This is a genomic window from Streptomyces sp. NPDC047072 (assembly GCF_040643855.1).
Lineage (GTDB): Bacteria > Actinomycetota > Actinomycetes > Streptomycetales > Streptomycetaceae > Streptomyces.
In genome coordinates, this window is record NZ_JBEYVC010000229.1 from 1 (window position 1) to 15,698 (window position 15,698).

Annotated in this window: 14 protein-coding genes, 1 rRNA gene and 1 riboswitch; of the genes, 3 read left to right on the forward strand and 12 right to left on the reverse strand. The window is 69.2% G+C overall.

Features of this window, described 5'->3' with window-relative positions; genetic code table 11:
* Positions 1-4: 4 nt before the first annotated feature.
* Together ABZ896_RS48045 and ABZ896_RS48050 are read left to right on the forward strand one after the other, a co-directional pair.
* Positions 5-1,234 carry an ABC transporter ATP-binding protein gene (locus ABZ896_RS48045; RefSeq protein ID WP_360944187.1) on the forward strand — a complete coding sequence of 410 codons (1,230 nt, stop codon included), beginning with the start codon at positions 5-7 and terminating at the stop codon, positions 1,232-1,234.
* Positions 1,235-1,261: 27 nt separating this feature from the next.
* Positions 1,262-1,681, forward strand: coding sequence for a TOBE domain-containing protein (locus tag ABZ896_RS48050; protein WP_360944155.1), 420 nt, complete (start codon positions 1,262-1,264; stop codon positions 1,679-1,681).
* An 80-nt stretch (positions 1,682-1,761) separates the two neighbouring features.
* Here ABZ896_RS48050 and gcvP read toward each other — a convergent pair whose 3' ends face one another.
* Positions 1,762-4,647, reverse strand: a complete 2,886-nt coding sequence (gene gcvP, locus ABZ896_RS48055) for an aminomethyl-transferring glycine dehydrogenase (protein ID WP_360944158.1) — start codon at positions 4,645-4,647, stop codon at positions 1,762-1,764.
* 175 nt (positions 4,648-4,822) lie between these two features.
* A riboswitch (glycine riboswitch) is annotated at positions 4,823-4,920 on the reverse strand.
* A gap of 123 nt (positions 4,921-5,043) precedes the next feature.
* Here gcvP and ABZ896_RS48060 point away from each other — a divergent pair.
* On the forward strand, positions 5,044-5,415 hold the full coding sequence (locus tag ABZ896_RS48060) for a PRC-barrel domain-containing protein (protein ID WP_360944161.1): 372 nt from the start codon (positions 5,044-5,046) through the stop codon (positions 5,413-5,415).
* 25 nt (positions 5,416-5,440) lie between these two features.
* Here ABZ896_RS48060 and ABZ896_RS48065 read toward each other — a convergent pair whose 3' ends face one another.
* The 11 genes from ABZ896_RS48065 to rrf all read right to left on the reverse strand — a co-directional run.
* Positions 5,441-6,787 (reverse strand): DNA polymerase IV, encoded by a 1,347-nt coding sequence (locus tag ABZ896_RS48065; protein ID WP_360944164.1) that lies wholly within the window; start codon positions 6,785-6,787, stop codon positions 5,441-5,443.
* Positions 6,788-6,845: 58 nt separating this feature from the next.
* Positions 6,846-7,490 (reverse strand): MerR family transcriptional regulator, encoded by a 645-nt coding sequence (locus ABZ896_RS48070; RefSeq protein WP_360944167.1) that lies wholly within the window; start codon positions 7,488-7,490, stop codon positions 6,846-6,848.
* A gap of 273 nt (positions 7,491-7,763) precedes the next feature.
* Positions 7,764-8,237, reverse strand: coding sequence for a bifunctional nuclease family protein (locus ABZ896_RS48075; protein WP_004002801.1), 474 nt, complete (start codon positions 8,235-8,237; stop codon positions 7,764-7,766).
* 87 nt (positions 8,238-8,324) lie between these two features.
* Positions 8,325-9,062, reverse strand: coding sequence for a MerR family transcriptional regulator (locus tag ABZ896_RS48080; protein ID WP_360944170.1), 738 nt, complete (start codon positions 9,060-9,062; stop codon positions 8,325-8,327).
* An 18-nt stretch (positions 9,063-9,080) separates the two neighbouring features.
* Positions 9,081-9,914 (reverse strand): FHA domain-containing protein, encoded by an 834-nt coding sequence (locus ABZ896_RS48085; protein ID WP_360944173.1) that lies wholly within the window; start codon positions 9,912-9,914, stop codon positions 9,081-9,083.
* 190 nt (positions 9,915-10,104) lie between these two features.
* A complete protein-coding gene (locus ABZ896_RS48090; protein ID WP_360944175.1) occupies positions 10,105-10,935 on the reverse strand; it encodes a DUF881 domain-containing protein in 831 nt (276 codons plus the stop codon).
* Positions 10,936-10,940: 5 nt separating this feature from the next.
* Positions 10,941-11,273 (reverse strand): small basic family protein, encoded by a 333-nt coding sequence (locus ABZ896_RS48095; RefSeq protein ID WP_003988855.1) that lies wholly within the window; start codon positions 11,271-11,273, stop codon positions 10,941-10,943.
* Positions 11,270-12,166 carry a DUF881 domain-containing protein gene (locus ABZ896_RS48100; protein ID WP_360944178.1) on the reverse strand — a complete coding sequence of 299 codons (897 nt, stop codon included), beginning with the start codon at positions 12,164-12,166 and terminating at the stop codon, positions 11,270-11,272. The genes ABZ896_RS48095 and ABZ896_RS48100 overlap by 4 nt, the downstream gene beginning before the upstream one ends.
* Before the next feature lie 107 nt (positions 12,167-12,273).
* Positions 12,274-14,769 (reverse strand): mannose-1-phosphate guanyltransferase, encoded by a 2,496-nt coding sequence (locus ABZ896_RS48105; RefSeq protein WP_360944181.1) that lies wholly within the window; start codon positions 14,767-14,769, stop codon positions 12,274-12,276.
* Between the two features lie 115 nt (positions 14,770-14,884).
* Positions 14,885-15,493, reverse strand: a complete 609-nt coding sequence (locus ABZ896_RS48110) for a CDP-alcohol phosphatidyltransferase family protein (RefSeq protein WP_360944184.1) — start codon at positions 15,491-15,493, stop codon at positions 14,885-14,887.
* Between the two features lie 110 nt (positions 15,494-15,603).
* A 5S ribosomal RNA gene (gene rrf / locus ABZ896_RS48115) occupies positions 15,604-15,698 on the reverse strand; the annotation flags it as partial.

The following is a 15,698-nucleotide window of genomic DNA, read 5'->3' on the forward strand; positions in this document are numbered from 1 at the left end:
CAGCATCGGCAGACGCTGCTCGGCGATGCCGAAGGCGGCGTTGCGCAGCTGGCGCATGGAGCGGGACATCTGGCGTGCGACCGCACCGGCCGAAGCCCCCATCGCCGAAATCCCCGAAACCGAAGCCTCCACCGCCGAAACCCCCAAGGCCAAAGCCCCCGTGGCCGACCCCCCCAAGCCCCCCCGCACCACAGACCAGGCCCTCGACGCCCACCTAGTCGTCGACCGCACCACCTTCCGCCTCGACATCACCCTCACCGCCGAGCCCGGCGACGTGATCGCCCTCCTCGGCCCCAACGGCGCCGGCAAGACCACCGCCCTGCGCGCCCTCGCCGGCCTCGTCCCCCTCACGGACGGACACCTCCACCTCGACGGCACCCCGCTCCACCGCACCCCACCGGAGTCCCGCCCCGTCGGCGTCGTCTTCCAGGACTACCTGCTCTTCCCCCACCTGACCGCGCTCGACAACGTGGCCTTCGGCCCCCGCTGCCACGGCGCCACCAAGTCGGAAGCCCGCGCCCAGGCCGCCGTATGGCTGGACCGCATGGACCTCACCGCCCACGCGTCCGCCAAACCCCGCAACCTCTCCGGCGGCCAGGCCCAACGCGTCGCCCTCGCCCGCGCCCTGGCCACCAACCCCCGTCTGCTCCTCCTCGACGAACCCCTCGCCGCCCTCGACGCCCGCACGCGCCTCGACGTCCGCGCCCAACTCCGCCGTCACCTCGCCGAGTTCGCAGCGGTCGCCGTCCTCGTCACGCACGACCCCCTGGACGCCATGGTCCTGGCCGACCACCTCGTCGTCATCGAGAACGGCCGGATCGTCCAGCAGGGCACCCCCGCCCACATCGCCCGCCACCCCCGCACCGACTACATCGCCCACCTCGTCGGCCTCAACCTCTACCAAGGCAGCGCGAACGGCCACACCGTCCGACTCGACGGCGGAGCCGAGGTCACCACCACGGAAGACCTCACCGGCCCGGTCTTCGTCGCGTTCCCGCCCAGCGCCGTCACCCTCCACCGCGACCGCCCCTCAGGCTCCAGCGCCCGCAACCTCTGGCACTGCGAGGTCGCCGGACTGGAGACCCACGGCGACCAGATCCGCGCCGCCCTCACCGGCCAGCTCCCCCTCGCCGCCGACCTCACCACCCTCGCCGCCGCCGAACTCGACCTCCACCCGGGCGCGCCGGTCTGGGCGACGGTCAAGGCGACGCAGACCCACGCATACCCCGCATAAGCGACCACAGGGCTTACGTTGCTGCCCATGACCCTGAGCATCCGCAACCAGCTCCCCGGCACCGTCACCGCCGTCACCCCGGGCGAGGCCATGGCGACGGTCAAGGTCCGCCTCACCGGCGGCCAGGACCTCACCGCGGCCGTCACCGCCGAGTCCGTCCAGGAACTCGGCCTCACCCAGGGCACGGCCGTACGCGCCCTGGTGAAGTCCACGGAGGTCGCCCTCGCCACCGCCCCCGTGGACGGCGTGTCGATCCGCAACCAGTTCCCCGGCACGGTCACCTCGGTCGCCACCGGCCCGGCCATGGCCACCGTCAAGATCTCCGTGCAGGGCGGCGAACTCACCTCCGCGATCACCAGGGACGCCGCCACGGACCTCGCCCTCAGCGCCGGAACCCCCGTGATCGCCCTGATCAAGTCGACCGAGGTCGCGCTCGCCACGGCGTAGGAACTCCTCACAGCACAGAAACTCGCCGCGGCATGAGAAACGGGCCCCGCCGAAGCGGGGCCCGCCCAACAGACCAGCTGTCAGTCCTCGTACGCGTCCAACGGCGGGCAGGAGCACACCAGGTTCCGGTCCCCGAACGCCTGGTCGATCCGCCGCACCGGCGGCCAGTACTTGTCCGCGACGGACACCCCCGCCGGGAAGACGGCCTCCTCGCGCGTGTAGCCGTGCTCCCACTCCCCGCCGAGCGCCCGCGCCGTGTGCGGCGCGTTCCGCAGCGGGTTGTCGTCGGCGGCCCACGCCCCGGACCCGACCTTCTCGATCTCCTCGCGAATGGCGATCATCGCCTCGCAGAAACGGTCCAGCTCCACGATGTCCTCGGACTCGGTCGGCTCGATCATGAGCGTGCCGGCCACCGGGAAGGACATGGTCGGCGCGTGGAAGCCGTAGTCGATGAGCCGCTTGGCCACATCGTCCACCGTCACACCCGTCGCCTTGGTCAGCGGCCGCAGGTCGATGATGCACTCGTGCGCCACGAGCCCGCCCGGGCCCGTGTAGAGCACGGGGTAGTGCGGTTCGAGGCGCTTGGCGATGTAGTTGGCGGAGAGCACGGCCACCTGCGTGGCCCGCTTCAGCCCCTCGTCGCCCATCAGCCGCACGTACGCCCACGAGATCGGCAGGATCCCCGCGGACCCCCAGGGCGCGGCCGAGATCGGCCCGACACCCGTCTCGGGCCCGGCGGCGGGCTGCAGCGGGTGGTTGGGCAGATACGGCGCCAGATGCGACCGTACGGCGACCGGGCCCACCCCCGGACCACCGCCGCCGTGCGGGATGCAGAAGGTCTTGTGCAGGTTGAGGTGCGAGACGTCACCGCCGAAGTGCCCCGGCTTGGCCAGCCCCACCAGCGCGTTGAGGTTGGCCCCGTCGACGTAGACCTGCCCGCCCGCCTCGTGCACCTGCGCGCAGATGTCGGCGACGTGCTCCTCGAACACCCCATGGGTCGAGGGGTACGTGATCATCAGCACCGCCAGCTCGTCGCGGTGCTGCTCGATCTTGGCCCGCAGGTCCTCGACGTCGATCTCGCCGTCCTCGGCGGTCTTCACGACGACGACCTTCATCCCGGCCATCACGGCACTCGCGGCGTTGGTCCCGTGCGCCGACGACGGAATCAGACACACGGTCCGCTGCTCGTCCCCGTTGGCCCGGTGGTATCCGCGTACGGCGAGCAGCCCGGCGAACTCGCCCTGCGACCCCGCGTTGGGCTGCAGGGACACCTTGTCGTACCCGGTGACCTCGGCGAGCCGCTCCTCCAGCTCCCTGATGAGCGTCAGGTAGCCCTGCGCCTGCTCGGCGGGCGCGAAGGGGTGCAGCTGCCCGAACTCGGGCCAGGTGACCGGCTCCATCTCGGTGGTCGCGTTGAGCTTCATCGTGCAGGAACCGAGCGGGATCATGCCCCGGTCGAGCGCGTAGTCCCGGTCGGCGAGCCGGCGCAGGTAGCGCAGCATCGCGGTCTCGGAGCGGTACTGGTGGAAGACGGGATGCGCGAGGAAGTCGTCCTCCCGCAGCAGGCCCTCCGCCAGCGCCTCCTCGGTCGCGGCGTCGAGGGCCTCTACGTCCCCCTCGACCCCGAACGCGTTCCACACAGCCGCCAGTTGGGCCCGCGCGGTGGTCTCGTCACAGGCGATCGACACATGGTCGGCGTCGACGAGCCACAGGTTGACGCCGTTGTCCCGGGCAGCGGCGACAACCTCGGCGGCACGCCCGGCGACCCGCACGGTCAGCGTGTCGAAGTAGTTCCCGTGCACGACCTCGACCCCACCGGCCGTGAGCCCGGCGGCCAGCAGCGTGGCGTACCGATGCGTCCGCCGCGCGATCCCCTTCAGCCCCTCTGGCCCGTGGTACACGGCGTACATCCCGGCCATGACCGCGAGCAGCACCTGTGCCGTACAGATGTTGCTGGTCGCCTTCTCCCGCCGGATGTGCTGCTCCCGCGTCTGCAACGCCAGCCGGTACGCCTTGTGCCCGTCCGCGTCCACGGACACCCCCACGAGCCGCCCGGGCAGGCTCCGCGCGAACTTCTCGCGTACGGCCATGTAGCCCGCGTGCGGCCCGCCGAAGCCCATCGGGACACCGAACCGCTGCGTGGTCCCGACGGCGATGTCCGCGCCGAGCTCCCCCGGCGACTTCAGCAGGGTCAGCGCGAGCAGGTCGGCGGCGACGGTGACGAGCGCCCCGAGTTCGTGCGCCTGGTCGACGACCGGCTTGATGTCCCGTACGGCCCCGGAGGCGCCCGGATACTGCACGAGCACGCCGTTGATCTCCCGCTCGGCGATCCCGGCCGGAATGCCGTCGCTCAGGTCGGCGACCACGACCTCGACCCCGGTCGGCTCGGCCCGGGTCTGGATCACGGCGATGGTCTGCGGCAGCACGTCCGCATCGACGAGGAAGAGCCCCTTCTTGTTCTTCCCCATGCGCCGGGACAGCGCCATGGCCTCCGCCGCAGCGGTCCCCTCGTCGAGCAGCGAGGCGCCCGAGGTCGGCAGTCCGGTCAGCTCGGCGACCATGGTCTGGAAGTTGAGCAGGGCCTCCAGCCGCCCCTGCGAGATCTCCGGCTGATACGGCGTGTAGGCCGTGTACCAGGCCGGGTTCTCCATGACGTTCCGCAGGATGACGGGCGGGGTGAACGTCCCGTAGTACCCGAGCCCGATCATGGAATCGAGGACCTGGTTGCGATCCGCCAGGGACCGCAGCTCGGCGAGCACCTCCGCCTCGGTCCGGGCGCCGGGCAGGTCCAGCGCCTCGGCGTTCTTGATCACGTCGGGTACCGCGGCCGCGGTGAGCTCGTCCAGCGAGCCGTACCCGACCTGGGCGAGCATCTTGGCCCGCGCCTCGTGATCAGGGCCGATATGGCGCTGCTCGAACGGGATTCCCTGCTCGAGCTCGGTGAGCGGAATGCGGTGGGCGGTCATCGGGAGGCCTCCTGGTCTGACGCGACCTTCGAGGGGCACCACGGCACGGGTACCCGGACGGCCTCCCCCTCTGTCATCTCAACCTGAGAGCTTCGCCGGACCGCCCGAGGGCCGCCGGCTTTCACCGTCGGTGAGAGCGGGAGCCGTCGACACCCGCCCTGCTTTCCAGAGTGACCTCGTCCGTGCGGTACGTGAGCCTGAGAGATTCCGGGGAGGATTTGCTCCTTCGGCGCCTTCGGAACGATCTCCGAAGGACTCTCCCGCACGGGGTCGACAGCCACTTGCAACCCTACCAGCGCGGTCAACGCCGAGCCTTCGAGTGGCCGCGCCACCCAAACTGCTCTTTCGTAGTGCATACGACCGCTCACGCGTGACGTGCGACGAAGTGGAGGGCCCGTGGAGACCGACATCGACCCGCGCAACCTGATCGGCCGCAAGGCGTTCGACCGCAACGGCACCAAGATCGGCACCATCGACGAGGTCTACCTCGACGACGCGACCGGCGTACCGGAGTGGGCCGCCATACGAACCGGCCTCTTCTCCCGCGACGCCTTCGTCCCCCTGGAGCCCAGCGAACTGATCGAAGGCACCCTGCGCATCCCCTTCGACCGCGCCCTGATCAAGGACGCCCCCGACTTCGGCGTAGGCCGCCACCTCTCCCCCGCCCAGGAACTCCAGCTCTACCACCACTACGGCCTGGACATCTCCGCCCCACCCCCCTTCAAAGACAGAGACTTCGGCAAACTCGCAGGAACGGAAGACACCTGACCTGCTCAACAAACGACGCCCCCTCTCACAACCGAACGCCACCCACCAGCGGCAACGGCTCAGCCACAACCAGCTCCGGATCATCCACCCGAAACGTCCGCACCCTCCCCGGCTCCGAATCCGGCGTCTCGAACCGCACCGTCACCCTCCCCAGCCCACTCCCCTGCACCCACCCATGCCCGAACGACGCATGCCGCACGTCATGCCCCGCAGCCCACCGCCGCTCCCCCTGCGCCTCCGCCCCCGCCCGCACCGGCCCGACCTCCTCCGCGGCCTCCTCCACCTCCTCGAACCGCTCCCCCGCAGCCTGGGCGAACAGATCCTCCTGCGTGAAGTCGGCCAGCCCGCTCACCCCCACCCCCAACAACCGCACACCCCCGGTCGTGTCCACGCCTTCCAGCAACCGCGCCGCGGCCTCCCGCACCACCGCCGGATCATCGGTGGGCCCCCGCAACGTCTCGGACCGCGTCAACGTGGAAAAGTCGTACCGCCGCACCTTCAACACGATGGTCCGCCCGGACAACCCGGCCCCCCGCAACCGCCGCACGCACCGATCCGCGAGCCGCTGCACCTCCAGCCCCACCCGAACCCGGTCGTGGATGTCGATGTCGTACGTGTCCTCCACGGACACCGACTTCGTCTCCCGCTCCGCCACCACGGCCCGCTCGTCCCGCGCCAGCCCCATCGCGTACAGCCCCTGCCCGTGCGCCTTCCCGAGCAGCCGTACGAGCTCGTCCTCCCCCGCCTCCACGAGCTCGTCGACCGTGTGGATCCCGGCCCGCCGCAGATGGTCCCCCGTCGCCGGCCCCACCCCCGGCAGGGTCCGCACCGACATCGGCCCGAGCATCGCCCGCTCGGTCCCCGGCTCGATCACGACCAGTCCGTCCGGCTTCGCCTGCTCGGAGGCGATCTTCGCGAGCATCTTCGACGCGGCGAGCCCGACCGACCCCGTCAGCCCCGTCACGGCCCGTATGTCGCCCCGCAGCTTCGCCCCGGCCAGCCGCGCCGACGACTCGTCCCAGGCCGCTCCCCCGGCCTCCAGGTCCACGAACGCCTCGTCCAGGCTGAGCGGCTCCACAAGCGGCGACAACGACCGCAGCAGCCCCATCACCTGCTCGCTGATCGCCCGGTAGAACCCGAAGCGCGGTACGAGATACGCGGCGTTCGGCGCGAGCCGCCGCGCCTGGGCCATGGGCATCGCCGAGTGCACCCCGAACACCCGGGCCTCGTAGGACGCGGTGGCCACCACACCCCGCGGCCCCAGCCCGCCCACGATCACGGCCTTCCCGCGCAGGCTCGGCTTGGACGCCTGCTCCGCCGAGGCGAAGAAGGCATCCATGTCGAGATGCAGGATCGTGGGCGTGTTTCTCACATGTCCGATGCTGCCCTACGCCACTGACAATGCCCCGGTCCAGGAGCCGGAACGGTCCTCAGACCGCCCGGTTGCGCCGCCGCGCCAGCTCGTCCGTGGGGTTGTGCCCGACGAGCGTCTCGCCGGTGTCGATGCGCTCCCCGTGCAGCTGCGACAGGGCGCTCTCGACGTCCCGCCACACGACGCCCACGGCGATCCCGAAGATCCCCTGTCCGCCCTGGAGCAGCGCGTGGACCTCGTCGGGCGAGGTGCACTCGTACACCGTGGCCCCGTCGCTCATCAGCGTCATGCGCTCCAGGTCCCGGAACCCGCGCTCGCGCAGGTGCTGGACCGCGGTGCGGATGTTCTGCAGCGACACACCGGTGTCGAGGAACCGCTTGACGATCTTCAGGACGACGACATCCCGGAAGCTGTAGAGCCGCTGCGTGCCCGACCCGTAGGCGGGCCGCACGCTCGGCTCCACGAGCCCGGTGCGCGCCCAGTAGTCGAGTTGCCGGTAGGTGATGCCGGCGGCCGCACAGGCCGTCGGACCGCGGTAGCCGATCTGCTCGGACGCCATGGACGTCGCCCCTCCGCTGCTCGGCACGGCCGCCGGTCGCTGCGGAACGTGATCGGCCGCGCTGCTCTGAAGCGGGTACGGGCCGCTCGCCCCGAGACTCCGTCCGGGGGCACCCCCAGCCGTACCGTCGCCGCTGCTGCTCACGCCGACCTCCGTCCTTGACCTGCCTTCTCGACGGTAGGCAGTCACCAGGGGTGCGTCAACGATCGCCACACTCGGCACGCCGAGTGATAATCACCCTAGGAGTGGTTTCCCGTACCCAACCGCGGGGAAAGGCTAGCCGAATGCGCTCCCGGCGAGCCGCAGGACGCTCTCACTCGCCGGTGGCAAATGCCAGCATTTCACCGGTCACCGGACACGCCCGATCCGTCACACACCGCTGACGGCCTGCACAGTCGTCCCGGTCGGTGATGCGCCTCACTGACTGCTGGTGCCGAAGTCCTCGGGCGAGATCTGGTCGAGGAACTCGCGGAACTTCTCCACCTCGTCCTCCTGCTCGTCCGGAATCGCGATGCCGGCGTCGTCGAGCACTCCGTCGCTGCCGTAGATCGGCGTCCCGGTGCGCAGGGCCAGCGCTATGGCGTCGGAGGGCCGGGCACTGACCTCGACCCCGCTGGCGAAGACCAGCTCCGCGTAGAAGACGCCCTCACGCAGATCCGTGATGCGCACTTCGGTGAGCTCCTGGCCGACCGCCTCCAGCACGTCCTTGAACAGGTCGTGGGTCAGCGGCCGCGCGGGGGCCATGCCCTGCTGCGCGAAGGCGATCGCCGTCGCTTCCCCCGGCCCGATCCAGATGGGGAGGTAGCGGTCGCCTCCCACTTCACGCAGGAGCACGATCGGTTGGTTGGAGGGCATTTCGACCCGGACACCTACGACATCGAGCTCGTTCACACAGCAACCCTAGGCCGTGCGCGAGACGTTTGGGTAGTCGGGCCCAGAACAGGCCACCGATCCGCCCAGGGCGAACTAAACAGGCCCTTACGGCAGCCGTACGCCGAGGGCGGTCTGTACGAGCGCCGCGTGCAGCCTCACCGTCAGTCCCGCGAGTTCCTTCGTACGGGCTTCCGCGTGCGCCCGGGTCTGCGGGTTCCGGTGACGCTTGAGCGGGGCCACCACCTGGTCCACCAGACCGGCCTCCCGGTCGGCGGCGGCCTTCATGGCCCGCAGGTGCCGCGGCTCGATCCCGAACCGCCCCAGTTCGACGACGAGCGCGGCGACGGTGACCGCCTCGGCGTCGAAGGACCCGTCCGGCAAGGGAGCGACGAGTCCGTACGACTCCCACTCCGCCAGCTCCTGCTCCTCGATCTCGGCTGCGGCGAGCAGCTCGGACCGGCCGATGCGCGCCGCGGTGGGCGCCTCGGAGACCTCCAGGACGGCCTCACCGTCCCGCTGACGGCCCACGGTGGGCAGTGCCACCGCTTCGCCCCGCTCCATGGCGTCCAGGTGCTCCCGGATCACCTTGAGGGGCAGATAGTGGTCCCGCTGCATCCTCAGCACATGCCCGAGGCGCTCGACGTCCTGGGCGCTGAACTTGCGGTAGCCCGAGGGGGTCCGCTGCGGCTCGATCAGCCCCTCCGACTCCAGGAAACGGATCTTGGAGATCGTGACTTCGGGGAACTCGTCGCGCAGCACGCTCAGCACCGTGCCGATGCTCATCAGCCCGCTGTCCGTGGCGGCGGTGCCGTGTCCGGCACCGCCGCTCGGTGTTTGAAGCATGGACCTTCCCTGGGAGGGTCAGTAGCCCCGCTGGCTCGCGTAGAAGACCAGCCGGTACTTGCCGATCTGCACCTCGTCGCCGTTGTTCAGCGGGACCGAGTCGATCCGCTCGCGGTTGACGTACGTGCCGTTCAGGCTGCCCACGTCGGCCACCGTGAACGAGCCGTCCTGGACCCGGCGGAACTCCACGTGCCGCCGGGAGACCGTGACGTCGTCGAGGAAGATGTCGCTCTGCGGGTGACGGCCGGCCGTGGTCAGCTCGCCGTCCAGCAGGAAGCGACTGCCGGAGTTGGGCCCGCGGCGCACCACCAGGAGCGCGGAGCCCAGCGGCAGCGCGTCGACGGCGGCCTGCGCCTCCGGCGAGAGGGCCGGCAGCTGCGTCTGGCCGGTGACTTCGGAGTCGTAGGCCTCGAGACCGCTGATGGAGATGGTGGACGTCGTCTCCGACGGGCGCTCGGGCACCGCCCCGGCCCGCAGCGGCGCGCCGCAGTTGGAGCAGAAGCGGCTGTTCTCCGCGTTGCGGTTACCGCACCTCGTACACACCAGGGCCGACATCGACGGATCCTCCTGCCGCGGCTGCCCCGCCGGGGCATTGGACGCATACGGGTCGGCGGAGAACCCTCCACCCGTACCTGAGGTTGACGGTTGCCCGAAACCTATGCCGCCGGACTGCGCAGGGTCAACAGACGGCACGCCCTGACCTCCGGGAACGTCACCCCCCGGACCGCCGACCTGGTCCCGGAACAACGGCCGCTGGCCCTCTGGATCGGGCTGTGCGCGATGACGAGCGGTGGCGTTGGCGTCGCTACCCTCTCGCGCGCTCTTGCCGAACAACTTCGCAAACAACTTCACGGGCGATTCCCCTTGACCGAAACAGACCCGCCCGTGGGGCAGGACGAACCCTGATTGAACACACCGGTAAACCCGGACATCCTCACAACGTCCGTTTCCACCAGACAGTTTCCACCACGCACCACCCGATCGGTGCGCCGACCCCCCGCAACCTCATGCCCTGGCCGGACGTCCCCCATGCACCCCCGGTTCACCGCGAGGACGACCGAGCGTAGTCAGGCTGCTTCGCCGCTCGCAAGGCGTCGACAACGATCTTGTCCGACCGCTCGACGACAACGGTGGCCTGCTCCTTCTCAAGAGTCTGCACCACGCCTCCAGGGATGTTGAGCGCCGGTTCGAGGTCCTGCGGATTGCCGATGACCTTGAAACGAAAGGGAGCGTTGATCTTGTTCCCGTCGACGCTGACACCCTTGTCGGAATCAGTCAGATAGGTGCTGGCGACGACCCTCACGCCGTTCACCTGGATCGCCTCGGCGCCGGCCGCACGCAGCTCCTGGATCGCGTCGAGCAGCATGTCCGCCTCGACCGACCCCTTCGTGTCCTCGATCGTCATCGTGATGCCCGGACCCTGCGCGGCGACCGTGCCCGCCAGGATGCCGAGTTGCCGCTCCTTCTCGACCGTCTGCTTGCGGGCCTCCTCAGCCTGGTCGGAGCTGTTCTCCAGCTCGTCCCGCTGCTTCTCGAGGCCCTGCTTCTCGTCTTCAAGACGCTGAGTACGGTCGTCCAGTTCATCGAGGATGCGGACAAGATCCTCTTGCCGCGCGCCCCGCAGGGCGCTGTCGCTGTCGCTGTTCGACGCCACCTGCACCGCGAGCCCGAACCCGAGCCCGAACAGCAGCACGGCGACGATGAGTTGGGCCCGGGTCACCCGCGGCGGCCACAGCCCCTTCGCGAGCCGCTGACGACCGGTCAGCCCCTGTTCCTTCTCCGGAACCGCGGTCTCCTGAACGGGCGTGACGGGCACTTCCTCGGGCAGTTCCTTGCGCAGCCCGCCGCCGGCCGTCTCTTCCTGGTCGCTCATCGGCCTCACGCCCGGAACACGTGCCGGCGAATCGCCGCGGCGTTCGAGAAGATGCGGATGCCGAGCACGACGACGACACCGGTCGACAACTGGGCGCCGACGCCCAACTTGTCACCCAGGAACACGATCAGCGCGGCCACCACCACGTTGGACAGGAACGACACGACGAAGACCTTGTCGTCGAAGATGCCGTCGAGCATGGCCCGCAGTCCGCCGAAGACGGCGTCGAGTGCCGCCACCACGGCGATCGGCAGATAAGGCTCGACGACCGCCGGAACCTCGGGCCGGACCAACAGTCCGGCCACGACTCCCACGACGAGGCCCAGTACGGCGATCACGATGTGCCCTTCTCAGTTCTCGGCTGTGCTGTACGAACGATCACACTGGGAGCGGCGGGCAGCTTGAGGTCGCTCTCCACGGAGATGGCCGTCCGGATGCCGTAGTTCTCCTGGAGGGCATGCAGGTACAGCCCGTCCGCGCTGTCCTGGAACCGGGTGCTGAGCCGCTTCCCGTCCCCCACCGCCAGCACCGTATACGGCGGCACCAGTGGTTTGTTGTCGACCAGTATCGCGTCACCCGCGGCCCTGATCGCGGACAGGGCGGTCAGCCGCTGCCCGTTGATGGAGACGGCCTCGGCACCCGACTCCCACAGCCCGTTGACCACGCGCTGCATGTCCCGGTCCCGCACTCGCCCGGTGTCGGAGAAGCCCGACGTCTCGCGCGGGTTGCCGTCGCCGCCCGAGGAGGCCTCCTTGGCGTCGTCCACGACCAGCTTCACACCGGGGCCGTGCACTTCGGCCGCACCCGACAGGACGCTCACCAGATCCGCCTGGTCGCTGTGCCCGCTCTCCTTGAGTGCCGCACGCTGCTGTGCGCTCACGTCGTCACGCAGCTTGTCGACGTTCTCCTCGAGCTTGTCCGCCGCCTCGGTCTCCCGGTCGATCCGGTCGATCAGTTCCTCGCGCTCCTTGGCCACGACGGGAGCCGCCACCCGCGCCTGCGCGGCGCCCACGGTGACCACCAGCGCGGCGAGCACCAGGCCGACGGCCAGACCGAGCTTCGCCCGCAACGTCCTGGGCAGCCCACCGTCCCCCGCCGCCTTCTTGCGAGCGGCCGCCTCGGCATAGCCGTCGTCGAGGCTGTGGTCCATGACGTTGGTGAGCAGCGACATGGAGGCGTCCGGGCGCGAGGGGCGCTGGGGGGTGCTCCGAATGGGGGGCTGCTGCGGCATGCCGCACATCGTCGCACGTCGTGGCCGCTACCTCCGAATGGCCCCACCGGCGTGCCGGACAGGCCCCCTTGGGGACACATGTCCGGCACGCGCGCGTGCGTGGGAACTCAGCGGCCCGCGCTGTCCACGACCGCCGACCACTCGTCGAGCAGGGCCTGCGCCGACGCGTCGTCAGGCCCTTCGGCCCAGAGATGGGTGACGGCCTCCGCGGGGTCCGGAAGGACCATCACCCAGCGCCCGTCGGTCTCCACGACCCGGACACCGTCCGTCGTGTCGACAAAGCGATCGCCCGCCGCCTCCACGACCCGCCGCATCACCAGTCCCTTGACGGCCCACGGAGTCGCCAGGTCCCGCTTGAGGACATGCGCCCGCGGAATCCGCGCGTCGATCTGACTGAGCGTGAGCTGCGTCCGCGCCACCAGCCCGATGAGCCGTACGAAGGCCGCCGTACCGTCGAACACACCGCTGAACTCCGGGACGATGAACCCGCCCTTGCCATCACCACCGAAGATCGTCGAGTCGTCGCGACCGACCCGGGTCAGGTCGTCGGGCGAAGTGGTGGTCCACTCCACCTGTGTCCCGTGGTACGCCGCCACCTGCTCGGCGATCCGCGTGGTCGTCACCGGCAGCGCCACCCGGCCACTGCGCCGCTCCGCCGCGACCAGGTCGAGCATGACGAGCAGCGCCCGGTCGTCCTCGACGATCCGCCCCTTCTCGTCCACCAACGACAGCCGCTCGCCCACGGGGTCGAACCGCACACCGAACGCGGCCCTCGCCGAGGCCACGATCTCCCCCAGCCGCACCATCCCCGACCGCCGGGCGTCGGCGGTCTCGGTCGGCCTGGACTCGTCCAGACCCGGGTTGATGGTCAACGAGTCCACACCGAGCTTGCCGAGCAGACTGGGCAGCACAAGCCCCGCACTGCCGTTCGAAGCATCGACGACGACCTTGAGCCCGGACTCGGAGATGCCGGTCGTGTCGACGTTCCGCAGCAACGACCCGGTGTACGAGTCGAACACGCTCGCCGGGAAGTGCAGATCCCCGATCTCCCCGGGGAACGCCCGCCGGTACTCCTGCCGCGCGAACACCCGGTCCAGCTTCCGCTGACTCCCCTGCGAGAGGTCGGCACCCTGCCCGTCGAAGAACATGATGTCCACGGAATCCGGCACCCCGGGCGTGGTCCGGATCATGATCCCGCCCGCGCTCCCCCGCGCGGTCTGCTGCCGCGCCACGGGCAGCGGTACGTTCTCCAGATCGCGTACGTCGATGGCGCTGGCCTGCAGCGCGGAGATGACCGCCCGCTTCAGCGCGCGGGCGCCACGGGAGTGGTCGCGGGCCGTGGTGACGGTCGAACCCTTCTTCAGGGTCGTCGCGTAGGCACCGGCCAGCCGCACTGCGAGCTCTGGCGTGATCTCGACATTCAGGATGCCGGAGACGCCCCGGGCACCGAACAGATGCGCCTGCCCGCGGGACTCCCAGATCACCGAGGTGTTGACGAACGCACCGGCCTCGATCGTCTTGAACGGGTAGACCCGCACGTTCCCCTGAATGATCGATTCTTCTCCGACGAGGCACTCGTCACCGATGACCGCGCCGTCCTCGATACGCGCTGCCCGCATGATGTCGGTGTTCTTTCCGACGACGCAGCCGCGGAGATTGCTCTGCTGCCCGACATAAACGTTGTCGTGCACCACGGCCTTGTGCAGAAAGGCCCCGCTCTTGACGACCACGTTGGATCCGACGACCGTGTGCTCCCGGATTTCCGCGCCGGCCTCGACCTTCGCGTAGTCCCCGATGTACAGCGGCCCGCGCAGCACAGCGTCCGGGTGCACCTCGGCGCCCTCCGCCACCCACACACCCGGCGAGAGCTCGAATCCGTCGATCTCGACGTCGACCTTGCCCTCCAGGACATCGGCCTGCGCCTTCACATAGCTCTCGTGGGTGCCGACGTCCTCCCAGTAGCCCTCCGCGACATAGCCGTAGACCGGCTTGCCCTCCTTCATCAACTGTGGAAAGACATCGCCCGACCAGTCGACGGGCACATCGGCTTCGACGTAGTCGAAGACCTCGGGTTCCATCACATAGATGCCCGTGTTCACCGTGTCCGAGAAAACCTGCCCCCAGGTCGGCTTCTCCAGAAAGCGCTCGACCTTGCCCTCTTCGTCGACAATGGTGATACCGAATTCCAGCGGATTGGGCACACGCGTCAGACAGACGGTGACCAGCGCGCCCTTTTCCTTGTGGAAGTTGATGAGCTCGGTGAGGTCGAAGTCGGTCAGGGCATCACCGGAAATAACGAGGAAGGCATCGTCCTTCAACGCCTCTTCGGCGTTCTTGACGCTTCCGGCGGTACCGAGTGGCTTCTCCTCATTGGCATAGGTGAGCTCCATCCCGAGCTCCTCGCCGTCACCGAAGTAGTTCTTGACCAGGGAGGCCAGGAACTGGACAGTGACGACGGTCTCGTTGAGCCCATGCCTTTTGAGCAGCCTCAGAACGTGCTCCATGATCGGCCGGTTGGCCACCGGCAGGAGCGGCTTGGGCATGCTTGAGGTCATGGGACGAAGGCGCGTGCCTTCGCCTCCGGCCATCACGACGGCCTTCATGTCGGAAGCGTCCTCCTCTAAGAGACGACGGTCTAGCCGACTTCACCCGTCCAGATTGTCCCGCACATTTCCGTCAGCGACCATCGAGCCGCTACGGCCGTTCCAATCGGCGAGTTCAATCGGCCTTGGAGTCCGCACGGACCAGGCGGCGGACTTGTACCACGTAGAGGACTCCTGCCCACCAGTACAGCGTTGTACCCCATCCTGCGAACGCCCATCCGAAAATAGCAGCGAGTGACGCGATCCATCCAGTTCCGTCACTGAGCAGGAGGAGTGGGAAGGCGTACATCAGGTTGAACGTAGCCGCCTTGCCGAGGAAGTTCACCTGCGGCGGCGGATAGCCATGGCGCCTGAGGATGCCCACCATCACCAGGAGAACCAGCTCTCGCGCAAGCAGTACAGCCGTCAACCAGATTGGCAGAATCTCGCGCCAGGTGAGACCGACCAAAGTCGAAAGAATGTAGAGCCGGTCGGCCGCGGGGTCGAGGAGCCGGCCCAGACTGCTGATCTGGTTCCAGCGCCGGGCGAGCTTCCCGTCCAAGTAGTCACTGACACCGCTCAGCGCCAGTACCAGCAGGGCCCAGCCGTCACTCTCCGGGCCTCCGAACTCAGGCCTGAGGATGAGCCACAGGAAGAGCGGCACGCCGGCGAGCCGCGCCATGCTGAGGATGTTGGGGATGGTGAGGACCCGGTCCGTCTGGACACGGGTCTCCTGGACCTCCACCCGGGGGCCTCCTGTGGGAAACGAGCCAACTGATGCCCCCTGACCCTACCTCAACGCAAAAAAGCTCCGGCTCTCGGGCGGTGTGCCCAAGAGCCGGAGCTCTAAAAGGAGTTCGGCGGTGTCCTACTCTCCCACAGGGTCCCCCCTGCAGTACCATCGGCGCTGTAAGGCTTAGCTTCCGGGTTCGGAATGTAACCGGGCGTTT